At 59.1% G+C, this 23534-nt stretch carries 18 protein-coding genes; 1 reads left to right on the top strand and 17 read right to left on the bottom strand.

Annotated elements, in window-relative coordinates:
• Positions 1 to 20 precede the first annotated feature (20 nt).
• Both QZR14_RS03305 and QZR14_RS03300 read right to left on the bottom strand, forming a co-directional pair.
• Entirely contained in the window at positions 21 to 482 is a 462-nt protein-coding gene (locus QZR14_RS03305; RefSeq protein ID WP_311995880.1) for an XAC2610-related protein, read from the bottom strand.
• Positions 483 to 651: 169 nt separating this feature from the next.
• Positions 652 to 1401, bottom strand: coding sequence for a lysozyme inhibitor LprI family protein (locus tag QZR14_RS03300; protein WP_257356611.1), 750 nt, complete (start codon positions 1399 to 1401; stop codon positions 652 to 654).
• A 500-nt stretch (positions 1402 to 1901) separates the two neighbouring features.
• Between QZR14_RS03300 and QZR14_RS03295 the strand changes: the two genes are divergently transcribed.
• Positions 1902 to 2285, top strand: coding sequence for a DUF6124 family protein (locus QZR14_RS03295; protein ID WP_280038430.1), 384 nt, complete (start codon positions 1902 to 1904; stop codon positions 2283 to 2285).
• A 73-nt stretch (positions 2286 to 2358) separates the two neighbouring features.
• Here the strand turns inward: QZR14_RS03295 and QZR14_RS03290 are convergent, their stop codons facing one another.
• The 15 genes from QZR14_RS03290 to tssF form a co-directional block, all read right to left on the bottom strand.
• A complete protein-coding gene (locus QZR14_RS03290; RefSeq protein ID WP_241000845.1) occupies positions 2359 to 2862 on the bottom strand; it encodes a hypothetical protein in 504 nt (167 codons plus the stop codon).
• Between the two features lies 1 nt (position 2863).
• Entirely contained in the window at positions 2864 to 4636 is a 1773-nt protein-coding gene (locus QZR14_RS03285; protein ID WP_122604589.1) for a peptidoglycan-binding domain-containing protein, read from the bottom strand.
• Between the two features lie 11 nt (positions 4637 to 4647).
• Positions 4648 to 7083: a type VI secretion system tip protein TssI/VgrG gene (gene tssI / locus QZR14_RS03280; RefSeq protein ID WP_442967373.1), complete on the bottom strand. Its 2436-nt coding sequence runs from the start codon at positions 7081 to 7083 to the stop codon at positions 4648 to 4650.
• Positions 7084 to 7111: 28 nt separating this feature from the next.
• On the bottom strand, positions 7112 to 8113 hold the full coding sequence (locus QZR14_RS03275) for a serine/threonine-protein kinase (protein WP_311995879.1): 1002 nt from the start codon (positions 8111 to 8113) through the stop codon (positions 7112 to 7114).
• Positions 8110 to 8838 carry a PP2C family protein-serine/threonine phosphatase gene (locus QZR14_RS03270; RefSeq protein WP_007920303.1) on the bottom strand — a complete coding sequence of 243 codons (729 nt, stop codon included), beginning with the start codon at positions 8836 to 8838 and terminating at the stop codon, positions 8110 to 8112. The genes QZR14_RS03275 and QZR14_RS03270 overlap by 4 nt, the downstream gene beginning before the upstream one ends.
• A complete protein-coding gene (gene tssM / locus QZR14_RS03265) occupies positions 8838 to 12377 on the bottom strand; it encodes a type VI secretion system membrane subunit TssM (protein ID WP_311995878.1) in 3540 nt (1179 codons plus the stop codon). The genes QZR14_RS03270 and tssM overlap by 1 nt, the downstream gene beginning before the upstream one ends.
• A 13-nt stretch (positions 12378 to 12390) precedes the next feature.
• A complete protein-coding gene (gene icmH, locus QZR14_RS03260; RefSeq protein ID WP_016985783.1) occupies positions 12391 to 13266 on the bottom strand; it encodes a type IVB secretion system protein IcmH/DotU in 876 nt (291 codons plus the stop codon).
• Between the two features lie 5 nt (positions 13267 to 13271).
• Positions 13272 to 14603 (bottom strand): type VI secretion system baseplate subunit TssK, encoded by a 1332-nt coding sequence (gene tssK, locus QZR14_RS03255; protein WP_064389585.1) that lies wholly within the window; start codon positions 14601 to 14603, stop codon positions 13272 to 13274.
• 2 nt (positions 14604 to 14605) lie between these two features.
• On the bottom strand, positions 14606 to 15106 hold the full coding sequence (tssJ, locus tag QZR14_RS03250; protein ID WP_007920299.1) for a type VI secretion system lipoprotein TssJ: 501 nt from the start codon (positions 15104 to 15106) through the stop codon (positions 14606 to 14608).
• A 5-nt stretch (positions 15107 to 15111) separates the two neighbouring features.
• The gene (gene tagH, locus QZR14_RS03245) at positions 15112 to 16308 is read right to left on the bottom strand and encodes a type VI secretion system-associated FHA domain protein TagH (RefSeq protein WP_064116459.1); all 1197 of its coding nucleotides are present in this window, start codon (positions 16306 to 16308) and stop codon (positions 15112 to 15114) included.
• 18 nt (positions 16309 to 16326) lie between these two features.
• On the bottom strand, positions 16327 to 16467 hold the full coding sequence (locus QZR14_RS03240) for a hypothetical protein (RefSeq protein ID WP_003229566.1): 141 nt from the start codon (positions 16465 to 16467) through the stop codon (positions 16327 to 16329).
• Between the two features lie 93 nt (positions 16468 to 16560).
• The gene (locus QZR14_RS03235) at positions 16561 to 18081 is read right to left on the bottom strand and encodes a sigma-54 interaction domain-containing protein (protein WP_250605644.1); all 1521 of its coding nucleotides are present in this window, start codon (positions 18079 to 18081) and stop codon (positions 16561 to 16563) included.
• A 10-nt stretch (positions 18082 to 18091) separates the two neighbouring features.
• Complete coding sequence (tssH, locus tag QZR14_RS03230; protein WP_311995877.1) at positions 18092 to 20749, bottom strand: type VI secretion system ATPase TssH; 2658 nt, start codon at positions 20747 to 20749, stop codon at positions 18092 to 18094.
• Between the two features lie 11 nt (positions 20750 to 20760).
• Positions 20761 to 21768 carry a type VI secretion system baseplate subunit TssG gene (gene tssG / locus QZR14_RS03225; protein WP_123454698.1) on the bottom strand — a complete coding sequence of 336 codons (1008 nt, stop codon included), beginning with the start codon at positions 21766 to 21768 and terminating at the stop codon, positions 20761 to 20763.
• Positions 21732 to 23519 (bottom strand): type VI secretion system baseplate subunit TssF, encoded by a 1788-nt coding sequence (gene tssF, locus QZR14_RS03220; RefSeq protein ID WP_277759871.1) that lies wholly within the window; start codon positions 23517 to 23519, stop codon positions 21732 to 21734. The genes tssG and tssF overlap by 37 nt, the downstream gene beginning before the upstream one ends.
• Positions 23520 to 23534: the final 15 nt, after the last annotated feature.

Genomic DNA, 23534 nt, shown 5'->3' with positions numbered 1-23534 from the left:
TGTGTTCATCCTTGAGTCATTCAGGTTTTGCGTTCGGTGAATCGGGTGATGCATTGCTTGGGTATGTTCATTTCCCAGTAGGTGCTGAGCAAGGCTTTACGCTTTTTGTCGACGCGCAGGTTAACGAAGCCATCGCCGCAGTCCGGCTGCAACTCTTCGAAGGTGCCGGTTTTGACTTGGTAAATGAACAACCGGTAGTAGTGGTAAGTGCCCATGCCGTCATCGAGTTGCCAGATCGCGAAATCCTTGTCGCCGTCGAAATTGAAATCGTCGAACTGCATGTGGAGTTCATTCTCGGCTTCAAAATCGATTGTTCGCGACTCGCTGTGCGTTTCACTTTTTACCGCGATGTTCAGCTTGGAGCCTTCGAGAACCAGCGTCGCTTCAACGCCTTGGGTTGGGCTGAACGTAGCGGTTTCGGCTAGCGACGGGATCGTCCACAGCAGGCCCAGCAGTGATAACGCTAAAGTTTTGAAATGCATGTACTCGCCCTATTCCCACTTGCATCCGGACTCCGGAGAGGAGTCGATGCTGGTATTGATTCCGAAGCTGTACACCTTGCCGCTGGACTGCTTTGTGTAAGACATCGAGACGATCTGTGAGCCTTGAGTTATCAACTCATAAGTGCCCGTGACCTTCAAACGCTTTACTTCACTGCTTGTTCTTGTCCGGAGCCATAGCCAATTGACGCGCTCGCTCTATCGTCGCGCGGATCAAGCAGGAGTTCGACCATTCCCCAAACACCGATTTATACGATTTCGCCTCAGGCAGACACTCCGCATCGCGAAACTTCATCCAGGCTCTTTGGGTTTCTCTCAGCTCTTTCTGTGCTTTTTCGTCCAACCGCTCCATGCGCTCCCGGTAAACCAGGTTGAGCAGTGCATCCGTATCCGTCACGACCAGATCAAGCGTCCCACTCGGCAAAGTTGGCCACACAACGTCCGCCAATGCCTGCTTGGTTTCGTTGTTCCAATTGTAGAAACCGTTCTCTTCAACTTTCAGCCGGGCAGACCGCCCATAATGATTGGTCGGATCGCTCTCGCTGACTTCCGATTGGTAAACAATTTCCAGATAGATCGGGTCACTTGAGCGCTGAGGATCATTCAGAAGCGTTTGCCGAACAATGGCGCGTTGCTTTTTGCTCTCGGTTATTTCAATCGAAAAGCAAGGATCCGGGCCGGGACGGTCAGACGATTTCACCCTCGCCAGACAATCTTTACGAAGGGCCATGGATGGAGCATCCGGCCCCCATCCTACGTCTACAACCCTCACGAGCAGTCGTATTTCCGGATCTTTGGAAAAATCCGCCTGAAGCACCGTTGCGATCATCGTGCCTTCCGCATGAGCGAGGGACGATAGCAAGGACAGTAAAAAAACGACGCCGAATCTGAAAATCTTCATTCCCTGATTTCCTTGAAAAACTATAAAAGTCTGCAATTCATACGATCTGAATTTGACCCACTCAACCTCAGAATCAGATACAGGTGTCCTGCTGTAAGACCCTTCCATTTTCTGACGCAAACGCTTAAACAGAACTTACGATCCTCCGATCTTCTGCTAAACGGATGTCATGTTCGTCGGACATTTCCCGCAAGACGCCGAGCCATCCATGAACTATCCACCCCTCGCTTTCACCGCTAACCTTGATTTGTCACCGCAAAAAACGGTGACACGGACGTGCAAGTCCGGGTAAAAGACGACGCGCAACGTCATAGGTCGCTGATCAGGCATATCCCTGCTCGCGGTACCGACTGTATGGCGGCTGTGCGTGGGAGATCCTTCTTTCGAGAGCGATCTGCCGGGTCCGTCTGCCCGGTCTTGCACACCTGCGCACAGCTGCCACCTTAATTTGCGTGCAAGCGAACGGTGGTGGCTCCTCATATACAGACGGAGATACATCCATGTTCAAAGTGACGCCCAACCCGCCAGACAACACTGGTGCCCCCGCCGAAGAATCCCTCGACACTGCGACGCTCGACAAAGAAGCCGCCGACCGCGCCTTCGCTCACTACTTCCCGCCTACCAACGACAAACAGTCCAAACGCCGTAAAGGCAGACTCTTCACCATCTCCAATGACATCGACTCGGAAGCCCTCCTGGCCAACGCCTCCGAAGACATGCTGTCCATCAGCGCCATCGCTGCCAAATTAGCGGACGACGTCGAAGGCTCAAACCGCTCGGTAGCGCTAGCCCTTAGCCGAATTGCCGATGGTGCGCAGATCATGGTGGAACGTGCTTTGGATGAGCTGGAAGACCTGATTGCAGGAAAGGCCGCGAAAGCGTAAGGAGTGTGACCGGGACGGATTAGAAAACTAACCCGTCCCCTACTTTGCGCTCTCTTCTCACTTTCATTCGTTACTATCTCGATTCACCTTCATACAGCTTCGTTTCCGGATTAAAGCGCCAAATATGAGGGGTAGTTAACGGCTTACCATCTCTGTGCATAATTTGATCTTGCTTATCCCTGTTATAAGAGTAGATTTTAATATCTCTAAACAGACTATCTTTTGGATGAGTATCGAGAACCTTCACATCAGCAAAATACTCACCACCAACGTTTCTTAAAAAGCCACGACATTGAATTAGAAATTCATAAATAAAATCACCGCTCGACCCGGCACTTGAATATGAAAGAAAAATAAAATCTTTCACTCCGTCACCATTGATATCTTCACTAGTGACAACCTTTCCTTCCTCAATTGAAAATTTTTCATCTTCAATTCGAGAAAGCAAATCAAAATCACGTACACCTTCCGTCCACTGAGATAAAAAATATTTAGCACCATCTGCCGGAGCACATACATCTATAGGGGCAGCGTTGACCGTAGCCGCAAAAAATGCAAGCAACAAAAAAAATCTCATATCAATTCTCCATAATGAATGTGTGACGACCAGTCCTAACGGCACCTTGAACTTGACCGGAACCATAAACTATGGCTCCAGTGATCGTATCATTCAACGCTTCTAAAGCATTAAATAATTTTGTTGTCAGTGCCGACTCATGTGCCGCCCCCCAGCTAGCAATCGGGAGTTGCCAATTCACCCCTCCCGACGTGTTTATCGTGTTTTGAAGGACATGGCGAAGCTGATTGTATTGTGGTACACCAACGATGTGTGAAGGTCGCCAAACATGCCAACGCAAAAGTATGGCCACTGCCTTCTCCGAGGTATAGATAGTCCCTATAGTACTATTGACGACCACACCGCCAACACTGAAGCTAATCGGGTCAGTCAGTATTTCCCTTAGTCTTAGTTTGGCCATAGACCACATTGCTGCTCTATACCCAGGCATTGTGCGCGCAGCCATACTCAATCGATAAAACCAATGCCACGTTTTCAGATAATGCGCCTCGTCTTTCGAGTCGCCTAATTCTGTGAACTCACTGTCGGAATGAGTTGCTTGCGAAACAGCGTAACTATCATTTGCGAGTTTGACCCAAGCCGCATAGGTCATTAGATCTTCGTTATACAAACCCGGACTATTCCATGCCTTCGTTGGATATAAACCAAAATTACTAAAAACCTTTTTAAAAATTTCAGGCTCACGATTATTCAGGTAGGCCATAAATCCAGGAAGCTCACCTTTCCCATATGCATTTATATTTGGATTTGATGAATATAGCCCCATAGTCCAATGGCAAGGCCCGCCAGAAATAAGAGCATTATCCCAAGCGTTTAGTACGTCAAATCGACCAAAACATTCTGCTTCCGCAACCACCCTTATCGTCCGATATGTTGAAAGGGCTGGACTATTTAGTTGCGCTGGGTTAGCGGGGGCACCGGTTATTTTCTCAACTGTCATTTCAGTCTGGGAGGACCAACTATGCGTTTTCCCCGCATTAGGTCCACCATAGGTTCCGGTCTGGTAGTAACCAACTGCATGATATTCTGTTTGAGCACGGCCATCTGGAAACGCAAAGTAACTACTGAAATCCCTGAATACAACTCTTGGGCCGCCCTCAGTAAAACTATCATGAGCCCAAATATTACAACCCTTTTGAGCCAACTCGGTCCTATTTCCAGCTGTTATCTTCCAAGCTTCAAAAACAACTGGACACCGATAGTCGTTATCGAGCCAGTGTTCTATCGCCACTCTGGTCTTTTCATTCACGACACCGCTTACAGGACCAACATACTTTGCAGAGTTAGCTATAGACTGAAGACTATCAACATAATAAGTTACAGGACCTACAGTTGACCCGCTAACAACCGGAGCTTTTCCAGCTTTGGCTACAACACCCGCCGAGCCGTCATAGTAAACATCCAAGTTATTTATCCGCACGGGGGAACCAGCCTGATCTAGCAGCAGCTGCCCCTTTTTTTCAGCTCTAACACATGCAACCTGTGCCATTGAAGCATATATCTGAAATTCTCGAACGGCCCACTCGGTCCTAGTATCAAACTCCCCAGTAGGTTTGCCTAGTACAGAGAACCCTAGACCAATCAAGTCCTCCTGAAGCTTTCTTACATGCTCTGGCACTGCTAAGGCCGCGCTATTCCCCGAAGCTGCACCAGCTGTTTCAGCATTAGTAATAGCAACTGGTGGGTTATCAACACCTCCCCAACGTGGAGGTGTGTTCTGCGCAGGTTTTCCGTCATGATCCTTTTTACGGAGATCAAAATTGCCGTAAATCATTGCTCATTCCCTTATGCAATATGCTGTTCTTCGAGACGCTTGATATCGCTGGAAGAAAGATAATCTTTGTCTGCCAACTCACAAGAACGGTGGAAACAACGAGTGGCATGCTTCGTTTTCGGGCCATTTTCACCGTCGATTTCCCCATCATAGAACCCAAGATTTTTAAGGCGGGACTGAAGCCCTTTCACGTCCGAGGCTTCCGACTGAGCTTTCAAGTCCAACTCCCATACCCATGGCTGAGATTCTGCGCCAAAAGGATAAAAAGTAAGCTTGCCCTTCTTCGCATCGGGCGGAACTGGCTGGTCAACAAACCCTTCACTAGAAGTTGTGCCTTTGTAGGTCACTCCATCCACTTCCAGCGTATAGGGCTGTCCAGCAATACCTTTTTTGTCATAGGGACGTTTCATCTGAATACGGAAGCTCTTTTTCTCCGATGCTGGCGGAGTAGATGCCGGCGCATTCAACAACGCCTGATCCATCAAACTCCCCGCCTTATCCTTATCCGCCGCCCCCGGCAGCACCGGCGGTTTAATCCCGATGCCCGTGCCGGAGCCAGCCGAGCCACCGGCATTGATCTTGATCACCGGCCCAACCACCGTCACCCCACCGCCATCCAGCTTGATAAAGCTCCCACCCCCAAGAATGGTCAGCTCCGTCCCGGCCTCAATAACGATCTTGTCCCCAGCCTTGAGGTGAATCTCTTTCCCCACGCTGGTGAGCTGCGCAGTCCCCAACTTCACATGCTGGCTCTGCCCAATCGTCAGGTGATCATCCAGCTTCGCTTCAATCTTGCGGTCGGCAATCGTGGTGCGGTGTTCCTCGGCCTTCAGCTCGGTGTAGGTGTTCTTCACCACCGTGTCGTGACGTTCATTGCCGACCCGAATCTTCTGGTCATGCTCGACGTTTTCATCCCAATCGCGCTGGGCGTGGATGTAGATCTGCTCCGCACCTTTCTTGTCTTCAATGCGCAGTTCGTTGTACCCACCACCACCCGGCGAGCTAAGCGTTTTGAACACACTGCGAGTCTTGTTAGCCGGCAGTGCGTACGGCACCGGGTTTTCCTTGTGGTACAGGCAGCCGGTCACCAGCGGTTGGTCGGGGTCGCCTTCGAGGAAGGTGACGAGGACTTCCATGCCGATGCGCGGGATGGAGATGGCGCCGTAGCGGTCGCCGGCCCAGGAGCTGGAGACGCGCAGCCAGCAGCTGGTTTTGTCGTCGGCCAGGCCTTCGCGGTCCCAGTGGAATTGCACTTTGATGCGGCCGTATTGGTCGCAGTGGATTTCTTCGCCTTTGGGGCCGGTGACCATGGCGGTCTGGCTGCCGAGCACGCGTGGTTTCGGGTGTTCGAGGGCCGGGCGGTAGAACACGTCCCACGGGGTGGCGAGGAAGGTGTTGCGGTAGCCCTGGTGGAAGTCGTCCTTGTTGTCGGTGGTGTCGCTGGTCACGCCTTCTTCGAGGACTTGCGGCTGTTTGCCTTCGTGGAAGATTTCGGTGAGCAGCCACAGGTCGTTCCACTCGCTGCGCGGGTGGTCGGACATGGCCATGAAGTGGCCGCTGACCAGTTTGGTCTGGTCGCCGCGGCCTTCGGCCTGGCGGTAGTCGGCGCGGTGGCGTTCGAGGGCGCGCTGGCTGAGGAACTTGCCGCGCGCGCGGTCGATGAAGCGGCCGGGGTAGTCGTAGTCTTCCAGATCCGGCTCGGTGCTCTCGCCTTCAGGTTTGTACGCCGCTTCCATTTGCAGGCGCGGTTTTTCGAAGTCGTAGTCGCGGCGCGTGGTGCGGCTGGTGCGGGTTTCCAGGCGCAGTTTGAAGCCTTTGATCACCGGTTCTTCGGCGACCATGCCGCTGCCTTGCACGTACGCGGTCGGCTGGCCGAGGTCGGGGAACACGGTCTGATCGTCGCCGAACACCAGCAGGTGGCCTTTTTCGCTGTGCTGGAAGTGGTAGTGAATACCTTCCTCTTCGCACAGACGCTGGACGAAGTGCAGGTCGGTTTCGTCGTACTGCACGCAGTAGTCGCGATCCGGGCACGGCTGGCTGAGCTGGAAGCTGTAGGCGTTGCCCTTGATCCCGTGTTCGTCGAGGATCAGCGCGATGATTTTCGGCGCCGACATCTGTTGGTAAATGCGCTGGTTAGTGCGGTGATGCAGGTATTGCAGTTGCGGCACCATCGACACTTTGTAGCGGGTCAGGCGCTTGCCGGCATCACCTTGGGCGACGCGGTAGATCTGGCCGTGAATGCCTGAGCCTTGTGGATCGAATGCGAGAAAGGCTTGCTTGTGCAGCAGTTGTTCGAGGTCCAGGTCAGGGTTTTCGCTGACCAGTTCGAGGTCGAAGCGATACGGCTGGCTGATGCCTTCGGTGCCGGTGAACGACAGCACTTGCAGGTCGCCGACGTAGTCTTCGACCTTGAGGCTGAAGTGGGTTTCGTTAGCTGGGTTGAACATAAAGTGCTCCCTGTTCGAATGTCATCCGTTAGGCCCGAAGTCGCAACCGTTGCAGCCAGGACGAAGTGGCGCCCAAGGCGTCACGCAATTGTTGGGCAGTGATGGTGCGCTCTGCCGGGTCGAAGCTCAGCGCGGTTCGCAGCGCTGGCCAGCCGTGTTTCGGTAAGTTCGCCGGCGCATGCAGCTCGCGCTCCAGATGCTCGTCGCGGGCCTGGGTCGAAGGCAAGCGGCGGAACGGGTGTTTGCCGCCCGCCAGTTCATAGATCACGCAGGCCACGCCGTACACGTCCGCGCTGGCCGACAACGGTTGGCCCTCAAGCAGTTCGGGGGCGGCGTAGCCCGGGGTCCAGGCGTTGAAGCGTTCGCGGCTCAGGTGCGGCAGGCCGGGCAACACACCCTCCTCTGCCTGACCGAGGCCGAAGTCAAAGAGGCGCAAGCCGTCTTCGCTGAGCATGACGTTGCTCGGTTTCATGTCACCGTGCAGCACGCCGCGACCGTGGGCGTAGGCCAGCGTGTCGAGCAGCGGCAGGACGATGTCGCGCAGTTCTTGCCAAGGCAGGCCGAGCGGCCGCTCGCAGAGCAATTTGTCCAGGGTCAGGCCACGCATGTATTCCATGGTGATGAAGGCCCGCTGGCAGTCGGTGTCGACTTCAAAGGTGTGTGCACGCACGACGTTGTCGTGGCGCAGGCGTCGGGTCAGGGCGAACTCGCTGTAGAGCAAGGCACTGGCGTCCGGCGATTCGGCAAATTCTTCGCTGAGGATTTTCAGCGCTATGTAAGGATCGGGATCGCCGAACTGTTCGTGCAGCAGATCCCGCGCCCGGTAAACGGCGCCCATGCCACCGGCCCCGAGCAAACGCTCGAGGTGGTAGCGACCGGCGAGTACATCCGGCAGTGCACCGATGCTGGCCTTGGTCGGCGCCAGCAAAGGTTCTGCCTTGTTTTCCTTGGCGAAGGCGAAGTAGGTCAGGTTGTTGGCCTGTTCTTCGCTCATCAGCAAGTCATCGATGGGTGATTCGATTTTGGTCATTGGCGGATCACCACGGCTGTCAGGTTGTCGCGCGCGGCGCCACGCAGGGCGCCGTCGAACAAACGTTCCAGCGCCACGTGCGGCGCGCTGAGGCTGAGGGCGTTGCCGAGGGCATCGCTGCTCAGGCCTTGATACAAACCATCGCTGCAGAGCAAAAACGCATCGCCCGGATAGACCTCGAGTTCCAGTACATCCAGGGTCAGTGTTTCGGCCGCGCCAACAGCTCGGGTCAAGGCCTGAGCCGCTGGGTGCGCTGCCGCTTGTTCGACGCTCATTTGCTGTTCGTCGATCAATTGCTGCTGCAACGAATGATCCTTGGACAGCTGATACAGCCGCTGCCCGCGCCACATGTAGCAACGGCTGTCGCCGGCCCAGATGCAGGCCGCGCGATTGCCTTCCACCAGCAGCGCCACAACGGTGCTGCCCATGATGCTGTCGTGACGGCCGGCGGTGACGGTCAACTCCTGCCCCAAACGCCGGTTCAGCCAGTGCAGGCACTGGCGAATGGCTTTGAGGCGTTCGTCGAAGTCTTCGTGTTGCGGCAGTTCAGCCAGGCTGGCGACGATCAACTGGCTGGCGATGTCGCCCCCCTGATGACCGCCCATGCCGTCCGCGACCACCCACAGCCCCTGCTGTGGCGAGTCGAGGAAGGCATCTTCGTTGCGCGCCCGCACCTTGCCCGGGTCGGTACGCGCCGCGCTGCGCCAGGCACTGGCCACCAGCATCAGAGCTGCACCGGCATACGGAAGGTGCGCAGCACGCCCATGTCGAACGGGTTCGGCGTGCGCTGGCTGGTCAGCAGGTAGTTGGCGCGCAGGCCACCCACATCGGCTTTCAGCACCAGCACGTCGCGACCGGTCAGGTACTCGGTCTGCATCAGGTCGAACAGACGGAACAGCGACCATGGGCCGGAGTTCTTCTCGATGCCGATCGGACGCCCGGCCATTTTGTCCATGACCAGACTGGTGCGACCGTCTTCAGCATCGGTCGGCCACTTGAACGACATTGGCAGGATCGGACCGTGGCGGTATTCCATGGTCTTGTCGCCGAACTTGAACTCGGAACGGCTGACCGCCGGGTCGAGGGTGTACGGCTCCAGTTTGAACTGCACGGTCGGCTCGGCCGGGTTGATCGAGAAGAAGCTCTGACGAATCGTCAGCGCCGCCGCCATCTGGTCGAGATACATCTTCGATACCGGCAGGCTGTGACCGTCGACGCTGCGCATACGGTAGTTGCCCGGATCGCCGCTGACGAATGGACGCATGTAGCTGTCGAAGAAGCGGTCGACGGTGCCTTGAGCGCGGAAGAACTCGCGGAAATCGCTGATCGCTACGTCGCTGGTGCTGCTGGCGCTGAACGGATAACGCTTGCTGATGGTTTTGCCATACACGCTGTACAGCTCGTTCTGATAACGACCGTTCAGGTATTGGTAGGCATCGTTGAGCACCAGACGCCAGGAGTCTTCGGCCAGCACGTTGAACCACACGCTGAGCGGACGCGGCAGACGGCTAGACGCATTGCGCAGGTTGGTCAGCGCATCACGCTGGCCGCTCATGCGGGTTTTCGCCATTTCGAACGCGGCTTGTTCCGGCGTGCTGGAACGGGCCAGACCGGCCAGTTGCAGTTGCAGGTCGTTGAGCGCGCTCAGTGCAGGGGTCAGGTCTGCCGCCGGGCCGTTGTTGTCATCGAGCAAACGATGCAGCGGTTCGAAGCGACGTTGCAGCGATTTCTTCGCGGTGTCTGGCAGGGTCTTCGCCACGTTCAGGGCCGAAGCTTTGTCCGCTGCGGCGGCTGCAAGTTTGCCAACCTTACCCAGTTTGCCTTTCTGCCCAGCCAGCGCATCAGCAGCGTCGCCAGCTTCTTCGACAGGGTCTGCAGCAGCCTGGAAGCGCGTGTTCTCGCGTACTTCGGTGAGCAATGCCAGCACCGGCGAGTTGGCCGAGGTCAGACCCGCAAGTTGCTCGGCGCCTTCACCGGCGTCGCTGATCGGCGGCAATGCAACCTGGCCGACGGCTTCACTCCAGTAGTTGGCGTAGTCGCGGAAGTACAGCTGCTCCAGCTCGACCATCAGGCGACGCAAGTCCATGTCGCTGATGCCCGCGCCTTCACCCAGCACCCAGTTGTCACGCAGGATGTCGGTGACCAGCGCCGAACCCTGTACCGAGAAATACTGCTGATAACCGGATTGCGTGTAGAAGCCCGGGATCACGTATTCGGTGCCGATAAACAGCGAGCCTTGTGGGCCGAGGTGTTGGCTGAAACGATAGTCCGGCAGGTTGCGCGCTTGCTCACGGAGCATGCGGTAAACCACGGTGGCCAACGATTCGCTGCGCAGTACCTGACGCGCCTGAGTGACCAACTGGTCGTTCAGCGGGTAGATAAACGGCTGCTTCAGCAGGCGATCGAGGTGCGCATTCAGACCATTCTGTACGGCGGTGTTGCCGGTGTAGCGCGTCGACCAGTCAGTGGCGACCCAGTCCTTGAGCCACGCGGCATCGCGACGGTCTTTCATGTTCAACATCAGGTACGCGCGCAGGCTGTTGAGCAGGCGGTCGCGGTCCTTCATGTTGGCGCGGATCTGCCCTTCGAGCATGGTTGCAACCCGTGGCAGCAGTTGCTTTTCAAGCTCGCGCTCGTAAGCCTCTTTGACCACTGGATTGACGTCTTCGCCCTGATACAGACCGCCACGCTCGTGATACGAAACGTCGCCCTTCTTCGGGAACACCTGCGTCGCGGCGTAGCTGGTGTCGAGGGTTTTCAGCACGCCCATGGCGTCGTCACGCGGCGACAATGCCGTGCGTTGCTGCGTCCAGTTCTGCGCCAGATTGCGCAGGTTTTCCAGACGCTCGTAGTTCGCCGAGAAACCGCCCGCCCAGAGCATGCCAAACAGTGCCAGCGAGGCCAGTGCGCCGACATACAGCGCACGCTGGCCCCAATGGATGCGGCTGCGTTCGCGCTTGTCCAGACCGGCCAGATCGGCTTCGGGGAAAATCACTTGGCTGAACAAGTGATGGATGAACCGCGAACGACCGCTGCGCAGGGTCGGCAGCACGCCGGCGCTCATGCCGAGACTGGCGCCGATGCCGGCGGTGGTCGCATCCATCTCTTGGGTCAGGTGCGGCGCGCTGGTCAGGTAGAAACCACGCAATTGCGTGGCACGCTGATAACGGTTGCCAGTGAACGCCATGTCGACGAACAGGCACAGGCGCTCGCCGATCTGCCCCAGTTGATGCGGGAAGTCGAGGATGCGGCCACGGCGCTGAGTGTCGCGCTCGGAGTGCATGCGCATGATCACTTGGCTGTTGAGGCGACGCAGCAGTTCTTCGAACTCGTTGCGCAGCACAGCAACGTCAGTGCCGACCTGGTCCTTGCGGAAACTGGTGCCGAGTACCTGATCACTTTCCTCGCGGGTCAGTTGATCGAAGAACTCGTCGAAACCAAGCAGCTTGTCAGCCTTGCTCAGGACCAGATACACCGGCACGTCGACGTGCAGTTTCTGATGCACGTCTTGCAGACGGCCGCGAACCTGGCGCGCGAGGGTGTCGATGTCCTGCTCACTGCCACCGAGCAGGGTTTCCACTGGAATGGTCACCAGCACACCGTTCAACGGACGCCCGCGACGACGCTTGCGCAGCAGCTCCAGCAGTGTCGTCCAGGCGCTGCCGTCGACTTCCGCGTCAGGCTGGGTCAGGTAACGCCCGGCGGTGTCGATCAGCACACCGTGGTCGGCAAAGTACCAGTCGCAATGACGGGTGCCGAGGGTGTCGCGGGTCAGCTTGCGGTCGATCTTGTTGATCGGGAACTCCAGACCGGAAAAGTCCAGCAGACTGGTCTTGCCCGAGGCCTGCGGACCGATCAGCAGGTACCACGGCAAGTCACTGCGCCAGCGCTCGCTGCGGCCGCGATACAGGCTCGACGTCTTCAGGGTTTTCAGGGCGTCTTTGAAGCGCGCCTTCAACTCTTTCTGTTCTTCGTCGATCAGCTCTTCGCGGCGAATGCGGTCCTGGCCGTCCTCGCTTTCTTCCTCGGCTTTCTTGCGGATGCCCGCGCGCCAGCTGACGAAGACCATGGTCAGGCCCCAGATCAGGAACAGCACGCTGATGGTCAGCAGACGCGAGGTCGCGCTCTCCCAGAACTTGTAGTCATCCACAGCCAACAACGGGCCGACGAACCACACCAGCAGCGCCACGAACAGCACCAGCAGCAAGGTCCAGACCCAGGTCTGGCGCAGGAAGGCGCCGACTTTCTTGAAAAACTTTTTCATCACACGTCCCTGTTTACGGCTGCGACTGCGGTTGCACCGCGGCCGGATCAAGCGGCTGATATGGTTGCAGAACGGTGTCGCGCTGCTCGCCCAAGACCCAGGCGAAGCCCGAATACATCACCACCAGGCAGACAAAAGTGAACAACACCACCATCCACGCCGGCACGATGCGCACCAGGTTGCGACGCTGATCGTTCAAGCCTTCCCAGTGCGGCGACAACTCGCGCGGCACGTCGCCACGCAACTGACGGATCTGCCGGTACAGGGCGTCACGGATGCCTTCAAGCTCGAGCATGCCGCGCGCTTGTACGCGGTACTTGCCCTCGAAACCGAGGGACAGGCACAGGTACATCAGCTCGAGCATCGGCAGGTGCTTGACCGGGTTTTTCGACAACCGATCAAGCAGCTGGAAGAACTTCTCGCCACCGAAGGTTTCGTTGTGGAAGCTGCTCAGCAGGCTCATCTGCGACCATTCGCTTTCGTTGCCCCACGGCGTGGTCACGACGGCTTCGTCGACCACGGTGCAAAGCACGTAACGCGCGGCCATCACCTGGCTGCTTTCGGCACCGTTATGCAGGGCGCGTACTTCAAACAATTTCAGCCCGGCAGTCAGGCGCTCGTTGAGTGCGTACAAGTCTTCGCGGGTTTCGCTGTGCTTGAGACGCACCACTTCCGAAAGCAGCTCGGACGAGGCGGCGACCAGCGAATTGAGGCTGATGTTGAACGCTTCCGCCGGGCGCAGGCGCGCGGCGTAGATCATGCGCTCTTCCAGTTGCTCGAAACGCGGCGGTGCGGCGAAGTCGGTCAGCGGACTCGATGCCGGTCCGTGGCCTTGACGATCGAGCAGGACGGTTTTGTCGTCCTGGTTGTAATCCGTTTCCTTGATCATGTCGGTCAGTTCCTGATGGCCCAGAATTTCAGTTCAAGCTCGGCGAATTCGCCGGACACGTGGAACGCGAAACCGCCGGAGCGCTCGAGTTGTGCCAGGTCTTCGGAACTGAGTTCGAGGATGAAATAGGTTTTGTTCGAATGGAACGCAATCTGCCGCGGGGCCACCGGCAACGGTTTGACCTTGATCCCCGGCAAGTGCAGGTTGACCAGTTGGCGGATGCGCTCCACCGGGCCGACCTTGAGGTGCGCCGGCAAGCGGTGGCGCAGTTCTTCGGAGTCGCAGTTGGCACTGGCTGCCAGCACGAACGACGCCGAGCCGAGCAGTTTGTGGTCGTGCAACGGCGAGACGATGATGCCGTACTGACGTGCTTGCAGGATCAGTTCGATGGCGTGCTGTTCGAGCACCATCGACAGCACCTGACGAATCGCTTCCATCAGTTTGCGGAAGCTGCCGCCCTGGTCGGCGTGGGAGTAGCGGCTGTCCAGACGCGGGCGTTTGCTCTCGCCGGAGAAGGTCGCCAGATCGCCGAGCATGGTCAGCAGCGTGCGGTACAACTCTTCCGGATGTACCTGTTCCAGACCGAGGTAGTGACGCAGCAGCAGCTCGGTGCGGTTGATCAGTTGCAGCATCATGAAGTCGCCGACTTCGGCACCGCCGACCTTGCCGTTGGAGCGGATGCGCTCGGCGATGGTGTCGCCACGGTGGCTGAGCATGCTGATGACTTCTTTCAGGCACGACAGCAGATAGCTGGAGGCGTGGGCCTGAATGTAGGTCGGCACGAAATCCGGGTCGAGGCTGATCACGCCGTCGGGCGTGGTGTCGAGTACGTCGCAGATCTTCAGCTTCACGTAGGCCTGATCGCTCTGCTGCTCGCCGAGCAACAGTTTGAAGTCCGGGCGACCGCAGCTGACCTGACTGGCGGAATCGTCGCCGGCGTTGGAGTCGGCCACTTCGGCGTCGTACGCGGTGTAACGCGCGAGCACATCGGACTGCTCCGGACGGCGCGACTCGATGTGGTTACCGGTGACCAGTGGCAGCGCCAGGTAGATCGGTGTGTTGCCGGTGTTCGGCGGTACGTCCAGCGCCAGCGGCTCGGTGTTGCCACCGAGTTCGAACAGGCTGCCGTCCGGCAGAATTCCCGAGGCTTCACTGATCACCAGTTTGCCCATGTTGAGGAACTGCAAGTCGATCTCCAGATTGAGGAAACCCCAGGTGTAACCACCCAACAATTGCGTGCGGGTTTTCATCTGGTGATCGTAATAGCGATCGTTGTGCTGGAAGTGCTGCGGACGCAGCAGCATGCCTTCCTGCCAAATGACTTTATGGGTATTCATGATCAGTCATCCGCCTTGGCGAGCACTTGATTGGTGTTGCGGATGCCGGTCTGGTCCAGAGTCAGATCGACTTCGGTGACTTCCAGCGGAGTGATCTGAACGGTGTGGCGCCATTGGGTGTCCGGCAAGTCGCGGTAAGCGGCGAGAACGCCCACATAAAGGCTGCCCTCTTCCACCTTGAGCTTCATCTCCACGGTTTCACCCGGGCGCAGTTCGAGTTCTTCGCTGGCCACCAGATCCGGGTTGAGGGATTCCTTGGCGCGTTCGTACAGGCTGAAGAAATCAGCGTTCTCGAAGGTCACCGGGTGCTTGAGTTCGAACAGGCGCACGACGATCGGCGACGGCCGACCGTTGAGGTCCGGGTTGAGCTGATCGCTGCCGGTCAGCTTCAGGTTGATCTTGGTCACTTTCGAGTACGGCGACAGCGACGAGCAACCGGCGAGCAGCACCAGCACGGTGAGCGCAGTCAGCGTCTTGAAAAAAGCGGTCGAGCGGCGAGACATGCGCATCATCCTTGGTGGTCGGTGTGGAGGGTGGAGATCAGGCGGATCTGTTCTTCGTAAGCCTGGGCGAAGTCGCGGGCCAGCAGACGCTCGCTCCAGTCATCGTCCTGACGCAGCGCCTGGTGATAGCGGCCGAACGCTCTCCAGCGCCCGCCCGATGTCGCGATCAACGGCTTGTTGTCACGTTCGAAACGCAGGGTCAGCTGCTCCGGCGAGAAGTGCTCCAGCGTACCGCGCACTGCGGCGCGGCTGGCAGTCAGCAGCGCCACCTGATGCGCCTGCAGATCGCGGAACGCGCGGGAGATGGCTTGCTCGGCCGGCAGATGGCCGGGCTTGCTTGGCTGCAACAGAATCTGCAGCGCTTCGCTCGGATCGACGGCGAATTTCAGCGGGTTCTTGTTGGTGCCTTGCACGGTGGTCTGGGCCAGACGCAATTCGTTTTTCAGCTCCGAGCGGGTACGCAGGCTCTGCTGCAGACCGCCGATGCTTTGGCGCAGCAAACGCGCCGCGTTCAGCGCCAGGGCTTCGCGTTCGTCGTGGCTGAGGCCTTTGACGTCGACACCCAGCGCCGCACCGAAGTGCTCCCAGAAACCTTCGCTCTGACGCTCAACGGCTTTCGGTGCCGGAGCGGGCTCGGGTTCGGCGGGTGCTGCAATCAGCTCCGGCACCATCAGGCTTTCCATGTCGATGCGCGCGTAGTCGGCACGCTGACGGGAATCCTCAGGCTTGGTGTTCGGCGCCAGCAGTTCGTCGATTTCCGAGTACACACGCTCTTGCTGTTCGAGGGCATTGAGCGGGTCGAGATCGAGGAACGCGTCGTCCGGGATGATGCTGCCGGCAGCGCGCGGACGGCCGACTTCACCGTCGAAGGTCGCCGGGTCGCGCACCAGGCGCGCGCGAATTTCGAAGTCACCCAGCACGTAGGTGCTGCCGTGCTCGATACGCACCGGTTCGCCTTTGTGCAGACGTGCGCCGCTCTCGCCGTCCTGAACACCGTTGCTGCTGGTGTCGGTGAGGAAGAACGTGCCCTCGCGGTAGCTGACAATCGCGTGGTGGTTGGACAGGTGACGCTTGCGGTCAGGGATGATCCAGTCGCAGTCCTCGCCCCGCCCGATCACGCCGCCGGCCTGTTTAAAGGTCTTCTGGCACAACTCGGTGGGCACGAACTGCTTGGTGTTCAGCATTTCGAAAACCAATTCCATGTTTGATGCTCCTTGCGGTCACTTGCCGCGATTGACCGCTTGCGGATCACCCAACGGGCGATAGTCGTTGTCGTTGAATTTGTAATTGCCGCTACAGCCGCCAAGGCCGCATAGAACGACGAGGGTCAGCAGGACAGCGTGCCAGTGACGAACAGACATCAGAGGGTCTCCAGGTGTAGACAAAGCACAAAGCGCCGACCCTTGCGGGCGGCGCTGAAATGGGGTTTTGCGGGAAAATCGAGGATGTTTTGCCTACCCATCGAAATCTCCCAGATTGATATTCAGACGGCCGAGCCGATACAGCAGCGTGCGCCTCGGCAGCCCGAGCTCGCGGGCGGCGAGGGTCTGGTTGCCGTCGTTCTTGCGCAGGCAATCGAGCAACAAAGTGCGTTCGACCTGCTCCAGGCGTTCGCGCAGATTGAGGTGGCTGTTGTCTTCCGGCATCGGCTCCATGCGCAGGGAGAAATGCTCGGCGAGCAACTCGCCGCCTTCGCACAACAGCACTGCGCGCTCGACCAAGGCCTTGAGTTCACGCACGTTGCCGGGGAAGTTGTAGCCGGACAGGTGTTCCAGCGCCGCGCTCGACCAGCGCACCGGATCGCGTTGCAGATACGTGCAGGTCTTCTCGGCGAAGTGCTCGGCCAGTTCAAGGATGTCGCCGTCGCGCTGACGCAGCGCCGGCAGCTCGATCGGGAATTGCGCGAGGCGGTAATACAAGTCCTCGCGGAATTTGCCTTCGCTGACCAGCGTCGACAGATCGCGGTGCGTCGCAGCGATGATGCGTACGTCGATCTTGTGGGTGTCGTTGGAACCCAGCGGACGAATCTCGCCTTCCTGCAACACGCGCAAAATCTTCGCTTGCAACGACAGCGGCATGTCGCCGATCTCGTCGAGCAACAGCGTGCCGCCATTGGCCGCATCGAACAGGCCAGCGCGGTCGCGGTCGGCACCGGTGAAGGCGCCTTTGCGATAGCCGAACAACTCGCTTTCCAGCAGGTTTTCCGGGACCGCCGCGCAGTTCTGCACGATGAACGCCTGGGAACGGCGCGGGCCGCAGTCGTGAATCGCCCGGGCGACGACTTCCTTGCCGGTGCCGGTTTCGCCGCGCAACAGCACGGTGTACGGGCTGTGCAGGACTTTGCTGATCAGCGAATGAGTCTGGCGCATCGCCGCGCTTTTGCCGATCAAGCCATAACCACTGATGCTCGGCACGCTGCGCACAACCGTTGCCGACTCTGCCAACGGCTGACGCAGGCGTTGCAGCAAATGCAATTGGCCGAGCACGAACGAGCCGAGCTGGCCGAGGGAGTCGGCGAAGCCTTGCAGGTGGGTGCGACGACGGCTGGCGCACAGCAGCAGGCCTTCGACAGCCTTGTGCTGATTGACCAGCGGCACACACAGCAGCGACTGCCATGGCGAAGCCGCCGCCGGCAGAAAACTGGTTTCGTGCAGGCTGCCACTCAAGTCGTCGAGGCACACCACGCGGTTCTGGCACAGGGCGAATTGCAGCAGTTGCTCACCGTTGTAATCCGCCGGCAGGCTCGCCGCTTCACGCGGTTGCAACGCGCCGTCGAGGCATTCGGCGTTCATTCCCAGGCACGTGTGGGTCGCGTCGAGCAAATACAGCTGCGTCAATTCGCAACCGCTCAGCTCGGCCAGACCGCGCACGAAGTCACCCAGCAGCGCAGCACCGTCCGCCGCCCGCGAAAGACTGGCGAACTGCGCCAGCAACGCTTCGGCATAGACCAGTGGCTGCGGCACCTGAGTGAACATCACACCCACCTCAGGCGAACTCGCAGGTCACGCTGGCTTCGCCGTCGAGCGTGGCATGCACGCGCTTGAGGCTTTCACCGGTGGCCATCGCGTCGAGCAAGCGGTCAGCCACCAGCGGCAGCACATGCTGATCGAGCAAATGGTCGATCAGGCGCGCGCCACTTTCGCTCTGCGTGCAACGCTCGGACAGGTGATCGACAAGGTTCTGGCACCAGCTGAAATCCAGCTGACGGCGATTCAGGCGCTCGCCAAGGCGACCGAGTTTGATCTCGATCAGCTCGCGCAGCACGGGGCCGCCGACCGGGTAGTACGGCACCACTTTCATCCGCGCCAGCAGCGCCGGTTTGAAGTGCTTGCTGAGCACCGGGCGAATGGTTTCTTCGAGGACTTCAGCGGTCGGCCGTGCGCCGTTTTCGCAGAGGTCGCTGATCTTGTCGCTACCGAGGTTCGAGGTCATCAGGATCAGCGTGTTGCGGAAGTCGATCTCGCGACCTTCGCCGTCGTTGGCCACGCCCTTGTCGAAGATTTGGTAGAACAGGTTGAGCACGTCCGGGTCAGCCTTCTCGACTTCATCGAGCAGGACTACCGAATACGGTTTCTGGCGTACGGCTTCGGTGAGCATGCCGCCTTCGCCGTAACCGACGTAGCCTGGCGGTGCACCGATCAGGCGCGAAACAGTGTGCTTCTCCTGGAACTCGGACATGTTGATGGTGGTGATGAAACGATCGCCGCCGTACAGCAGGTCAGCGAGGGCCAGAGCGGTTTCGGTTTTACCGACGCCGCTCGGGCCGACCAGCAAGAACACGCCAACCGGTGCGTCAGGTTTGTTCAGGCCGGCAGCGGTGGCACGCATCGAGCGATCCAGTGCGTGCACGGCTTGTTCCTGACCACGGATGCGCGTGCGCAGGTCGGTGGCGAAACTGGCGACTTTGGCGTTGTGCTCACGGGCCAGTTGCGCCAATGGCACGCCGGTCCAGGCGCTGATCACTTCGGCGACCAGACGCGGGCACACTTCGAAGCTGACCAGACGCTCTTTGACTTGGGCGGCGGTCAAGGCGCTGTGGGTTTCGTTGAGTTGGGCTTCCAGCGCTTCGACGCTTTGGCCTTCTTCGACTTCGGCAGCGACGGTTTCGATCACGGTGCCTTCGGCGTCTTCTTCAACGTTGACGGTCGGCTCGACAGCGGCGGCTTCACGAGCCTTGGCCAATTGCTGACGCAATTCCAACAGGCGCTCGGCCAGTTGCTTCTGTTCAGTCCACAGGGTTTCCAGCGCGACCATTTCGTCTTCGGCTTCGTCCAGACGCGCTTCCAGTGCATCCAGCGCTTCGTGGTCGATCAGCAGGCCGGCTTCGGCATCGCGGCGCAGCGCCTGACGCTGACGGCCACCTTCAGCCAGTTCGCCACGCAGGCGCTCAAGGCTTTCCGGAGCGGCAGCGAGGCTGATGCGTACGCGGGCGCAAGCGGTGTCGAGCACATCGACGGCTTTGTCCGGCAGTTGCCGACCGGCCAGATAACGTGCGGACAGTTCAGCCGCCGAGACCACCGCGTCATCACGCAGATAGATGCCGTGGCTCTTCTCGTAAACCTGGGCCAGACCACGGAGGATGGTCACCGCTTCGCTGACGGTCGGTTCGTGCAATTGCACCGGTTGGAAACGCCGGGCCAACGCCGGGTCTTTCTCGAAGTATTTCTTGTACTCGGCCCAAGTGGTCGCGGCGATGGTGCGCAGTTCGCCACGGGCCAGTGCCGGTTTCAGCAGGTTGGCCGCGTCGGAACCGCCCGCGTTGCCGCCCGCACCGATCAGGGTGTGGGCTTCGTCGATAAACAGAATGATCGGTTTTGGCGAGGCTTTGACTTCGTCGATCACGCCTTTGAGGCGACGCTCGAACTCACCTTTGACGCTGGCACCGGCCTGCAACAGACCCATGTCCAGCGACAGCAGCTCAACGCCTTTGAGCACTTGTGGCACTTCACCGGCGGCGATGCGCGAAGCCAGGCCTTCGACGATAGCCGTCTTACCCACGCCAGCTTCACCGACGACGATCGGGTTGTTCTTGCGGCGACGGGCGAGGATATCGACCATCTGGCGGATCGCGCCGTCACGGCACAGCACCGGGTCGAGTTTGCCGTCGCGGGCCTGTTGGGTCAGGTTGTGGGTGAAGCGCTGCAACAGCGATTCGCCCTGCGCGGCCGGTTTGCCATTGGCCGCCGGTTGCTCCTGTTGCGACAGGGCAAATTCTTTCAGGCGATCGATGTTCAGCTTGGCGAGCAGCGGCTGATAACGGCTGCCGGCGTAGCGCATCGGATTGCGCAGCAGGGCGAGGATCAGCGCCGCGTCTTCGACCTGGGTCTGACCGAGTTCGAGGTTGGCCACCAGCAGCGCATCTTGCAGCCACTGCACCAGTTCCGGGGCAAACACCGGGTTGCGCGATGCACTGTGCTCGACGCGCGATTGCAGCGCGGCGCTGAGTTCACCGGCGTCGACGTCTGCATCCTGCAGGGCACGCGACAGCAAGCCGTTCGGACGCTCGAGAAGGCCGAGCAGCAAGTCTTCGACGAGGATCTTGCTGCCGCCACGGGCCACGCAACGCTCGGCGGAACGTTCCAGATCACGACGGGTTTCGGCGTCCAGCGCCTGGATGAGTTGTTGCAGGTCTACGTTGATCATGGCTCACGTCCTTAATGAATTTTGCTGCCCAGGGTCACCACGCCGTCCGCTTTTTCGCGGCCCAGCCAACTGGTCCAACCGAGGCGACAGGCGTTCTGCTCACCGATGCGCAGTTCGCGGATTTCTTCCTGGCGCAGGACCAGGCGGATGTCGTAATCGAGCGGGTCACGCAAGGTGAACCGCACCAGCGCGCAGAGCGGCTGGTAACCGAAACCGATCGGCAGGAATTCATGGAATCGCTGCCAGTCGAGTTCGGTGATGTGAATGCGGAATTTGCCGCTGCGGTCGCGCACGTGTTCGCCGAGCACCAAGTCTTCACCGAGCAGGCTGTTGGCGCGGCCCAAACGATTGCGCTGCTCTTCGAGAATTTCCACGCGGCGCTCGATGCATTGCTCGATGACCAGGTCTTCGTGCTTGAAGTAGTAACGCAGCACGGCTTCGATCAGCGCCGCCGAGTGCGCCCGCAAGCTGAGCAGGCCGAGGTACGGCAGCAGGCGTTTCCAGTTGAGTTCCTTGGCCTTGCGGATCTCGTCGCCACCCAGACCGATCAGGGCGAACAACTGCGACGAGAACGGGTCGATCGCGCCACTCTGGAAGCTTGCGCGATAGCGATACTTGCGCCAGATCGGCAGCATCAGCCGTTGCAGGCGGTGGTGGAACAGGTCGAGGAAATTGCGTGTCGGGTTGCCGTCCTCGCTGTCGCCCAGGGCTTGTTCGCCGTAGAACGCCGGCAACGGCGAGCCAGAACCGACCAGGCCGATCAGGTTGAAACGCATGCGCGCGCGCATCTGCCCGTGCTCTTCGAAAAACTCCACGCGATCGACGTCGCTGCGCGGAAAGCCCAGGCTCGGGTTGGCCTGGAACTCCACGTGGTCGTACAGATCGTCTTCGCTCAGGTACGGGTGTGCCTCGCGCAGCCGGTCGATCACCAGCAGCACGGCCTGAAACAGCGAGTACTCGCGTATTACCTTGGTCAGCCCGCTTAAAGCAGGGGCTGCAGGCCCATACGTGGTGTCCATTGGTACACCTCTCCCTGTGTGCTTTTTACGCGCAGTTCATGGAATGAATTGAGACTGGCGTAAAGCGCGAAAAACTCGTTAAGAACCGAAGCGAAAACGAACAGGTCGCCTTCGCCGATGTACCCTTCCGGGTCGATGGTCAGTTCGGTGCGCAGACCGCGCACCGGCAGCCCACGGTGCAAGCGGTCGACGTGGTGATGCTTGATGTGCTTGAGGCCGCCGAGCAGGCGTTTGCTGACCTTCTCCGCATGCTGGTCGTAGTAGCGCGGCAAGTCGTAGGTTTCGAGAATCACCTTCAACGCATTGACGTCGGCCAGCGACAGATAGTTAAGCGACATGTTGCTGATCAGCTTCCACAGGAAGTCACGGTTCAGCGGCGGCGCGAAGCTGGAAGTGGCCGGGGTGATGTTGCGGAAACTGAGGAACTCCGGCGTTTCTTCACAGGCCATGCAGATGTCGCCGAGCTTGAGCTTGCGCGGCAGGTTCTGGTTGGTGCACATCAGCTCGATCGACAGGGTTTCGTGGGCTTCGGTGTGGCGAATGCCGAAGCTCAGGTAGGTGTCGAGGCCGTCATGCAGCAGCGACGAACGCTGGCGGATGCTGTAATGCGGACGGCTGTTGGGCACGTCGAAACTCGGGTCGTGCTCGAAGGACTCGAACGGCACGTACTCCTGATAACCGAGGCCGCCGGGCTTCCAGCCGGTCACGGTTTCCACCGAAAACACGCCGCAGTTTTCCAGATCGTATTCCGCTGGCAGCAGCAGGTATTCGTCCTGCTTGCCGTCGAGGCGAATCGGCAGTGCGTCGTGGGCGAACAGGTTGGCAATCGGCGTGCAGAACAGCTTCACGTTATCCAGGGTCGGCCGCATGCGCATGATGCCGCTCTTGCGGATATCGAAGCGCAATTCCAGGCCGCGCATCTGCTTGAGGGTGTCTTCCGGCAGCGCGTTGATGATGTCCAGACCGTTGACGTCGACGAACAGGAATTTGTCCTGGAAGGCGAAGTATTCCTGCAGGTAGCGATAGCCACGGAAAGTGTTCAGCGGATACGGGATCAACGCTTCTTCTTCGGCAAAGCCCACCGGTTTGACCCGATCACCGGGAATCTTGAACGCCATCGGCTTGCCGCTGACGCCATCGATCGGTTTGCCGGCACCGTCGAGCGGGATCAGTTCGATGCCTTCGAGGTTGCGCAGCAGGCTCAGGTAGAGCATCTGGCTGATGTAGCGCTCACCGGCAAAGTGCAGGCGCAGCTTGCTCAGCTCCAGCTCACCAAGGTGGCCGTCGGCGCTCATTTCCAGACGCAGGCTGAGCAGCGAGCCGTCGCCCTTCACCGAGTAATTCAGCGCGGCCAGATCCAGCGGCAAGACTTCGGTCGGGTAGCAAGTACGGAAGCGGCAACGCACGTCTTCGATCGGTTTGCTTTCAATCGGCGTATCGCGCTCGACGCGCAATGCCGGCCCGGATCGCTTGAGCGGGTCGAACTGCAAAATGCTGAACGCCGGCAGCGGGCGCATGTAGTTCGGCCACAGCAGCTGCATCAGCGAATGGCTGAGCTCCGGCAGCTCGTCATCGAGCTTCTGGCGCAGACGCCCAGTCAGAAACGCAAAGCCTTCGAGCAACCGCTCCACATCCGGATCCCGCCCTGCCTGGCCCAGATACGGCGCCAACGCCGGACTACGCTCGGCGAAACGGCGACCGAGTTGGCGCAGTGCGGTGAGTTCGCTTTGGTAGTAGTGGTTAAAGGACACGGGTTACCTGCCTGG

This window comes from Pseudomonas sp. rhizo66, assembly GCF_031931925.1.
Lineage (GTDB): Bacteria > Pseudomonadota > Gammaproteobacteria > Pseudomonadales > Pseudomonadaceae > Aquipseudomonas.
The sequence above is the reverse complement of the archived record's forward strand: the minus strand, read 5'-3'. Positions and strand labels throughout refer to the sequence as shown.

What these genes read in the sequence shown, in the direction of transcription:
- tssM (WP_311995878.1), bottom strand. Translation starts at nt 12,377, where the DNA reads ATGAAAAAGTTTTTCAAGAAAGTCGGCGCCTTCCTGCGCCAGACCTGG.
- tssI (WP_442967373.1), bottom strand. Translation starts at nt 7,083, where the DNA reads ATGTTCAACCCAGCTAACGAAACCCACTTCAGCCTCAAGGTCGAAGAC.
- QZR14_RS03300 (WP_257356611.1), bottom strand. Translation starts at nt 1,401, where the DNA reads ATGAAGATTTTCAGATTCGGCGTCGTTTTTTTACTGTCCTTGCTATCG.
- tagH (WP_064116459.1), bottom strand. Translation starts at nt 16,308, where the DNA reads ATGGAATTGGTTTTCGAAATGCTGAACACCAAGCAGTTCGTGCCCACC.
- QZR14_RS03305 (WP_311995880.1), bottom strand. Translation starts at nt 482, where the DNA reads ATGCATTTCAAAACTTTAGCGTTATCACTGCTGGGCCTGCTGTGGACG.
- QZR14_RS03275 (WP_311995879.1), bottom strand. Translation starts at nt 8,113, where the DNA reads ATGACCAAAATCGAATCACCCATCGATGACTTGCTGATGAGCGAAGAA.
- icmH (WP_016985783.1), bottom strand. Translation starts at nt 13,266, where the DNA reads ATGATCAAGGAAACGGATTACAACCAGGACGACAAAACCGTCCTGCTC.
- QZR14_RS03285 (WP_122604589.1), bottom strand. Translation starts at nt 4,636, where the DNA reads ATGATTTACGGCAATTTTGATCTCCGTAAAAAGGATCATGACGGAAAA.
- QZR14_RS03290 (WP_241000845.1), bottom strand. Translation starts at nt 2,862, where the DNA reads ATGAGATTTTTTTTGTTGCTTGCATTTTTTGCGGCTACGGTCAACGCT.
- tssG (WP_123454698.1), bottom strand. Translation starts at nt 21,768, where the DNA reads ATGGACACCACGTATGGGCCTGCAGCCCCTGCTTTAAGCGGGCTGACC.
- QZR14_RS03240 (WP_003229566.1), bottom strand. Translation starts at nt 16,467, where the DNA reads ATGTCTGTTCGTCACTGGCACGCTGTCCTGCTGACCCTCGTCGTTCTA.
- QZR14_RS03295 (WP_280038430.1), top strand. Translation starts at nt 1,902, where the DNA reads ATGTTCAAAGTGACGCCCAACCCGCCAGACAACACTGGTGCCCCCGCC.
- tssK (WP_064389585.1), bottom strand. Translation starts at nt 14,603, where the DNA reads ATGAATACCCATAAAGTCATTTGGCAGGAAGGCATGCTGCTGCGTCCG.
- tssH (WP_311995877.1), bottom strand. Translation starts at nt 20,749, where the DNA reads ATGATCAACGTAGACCTGCAACAACTCATCCAGGCGCTGGACGCCGAA.
- QZR14_RS03270 (WP_007920303.1), bottom strand. Translation starts at nt 8,838, where the DNA reads ATGCTGGTGGCCAGTGCCTGGCGCAGCGCGGCGCGTACCGACCCGGGC.
- tssJ (WP_007920299.1), bottom strand. Translation starts at nt 15,106, where the DNA reads ATGTCTCGCCGCTCGACCGCTTTTTTCAAGACGCTGACTGCGCTCACC.
- QZR14_RS03235 (WP_250605644.1), bottom strand. Translation starts at nt 18,081, where the DNA reads ATGTTCACTCAGGTGCCGCAGCCACTGGTCTATGCCGAAGCGTTGCTG.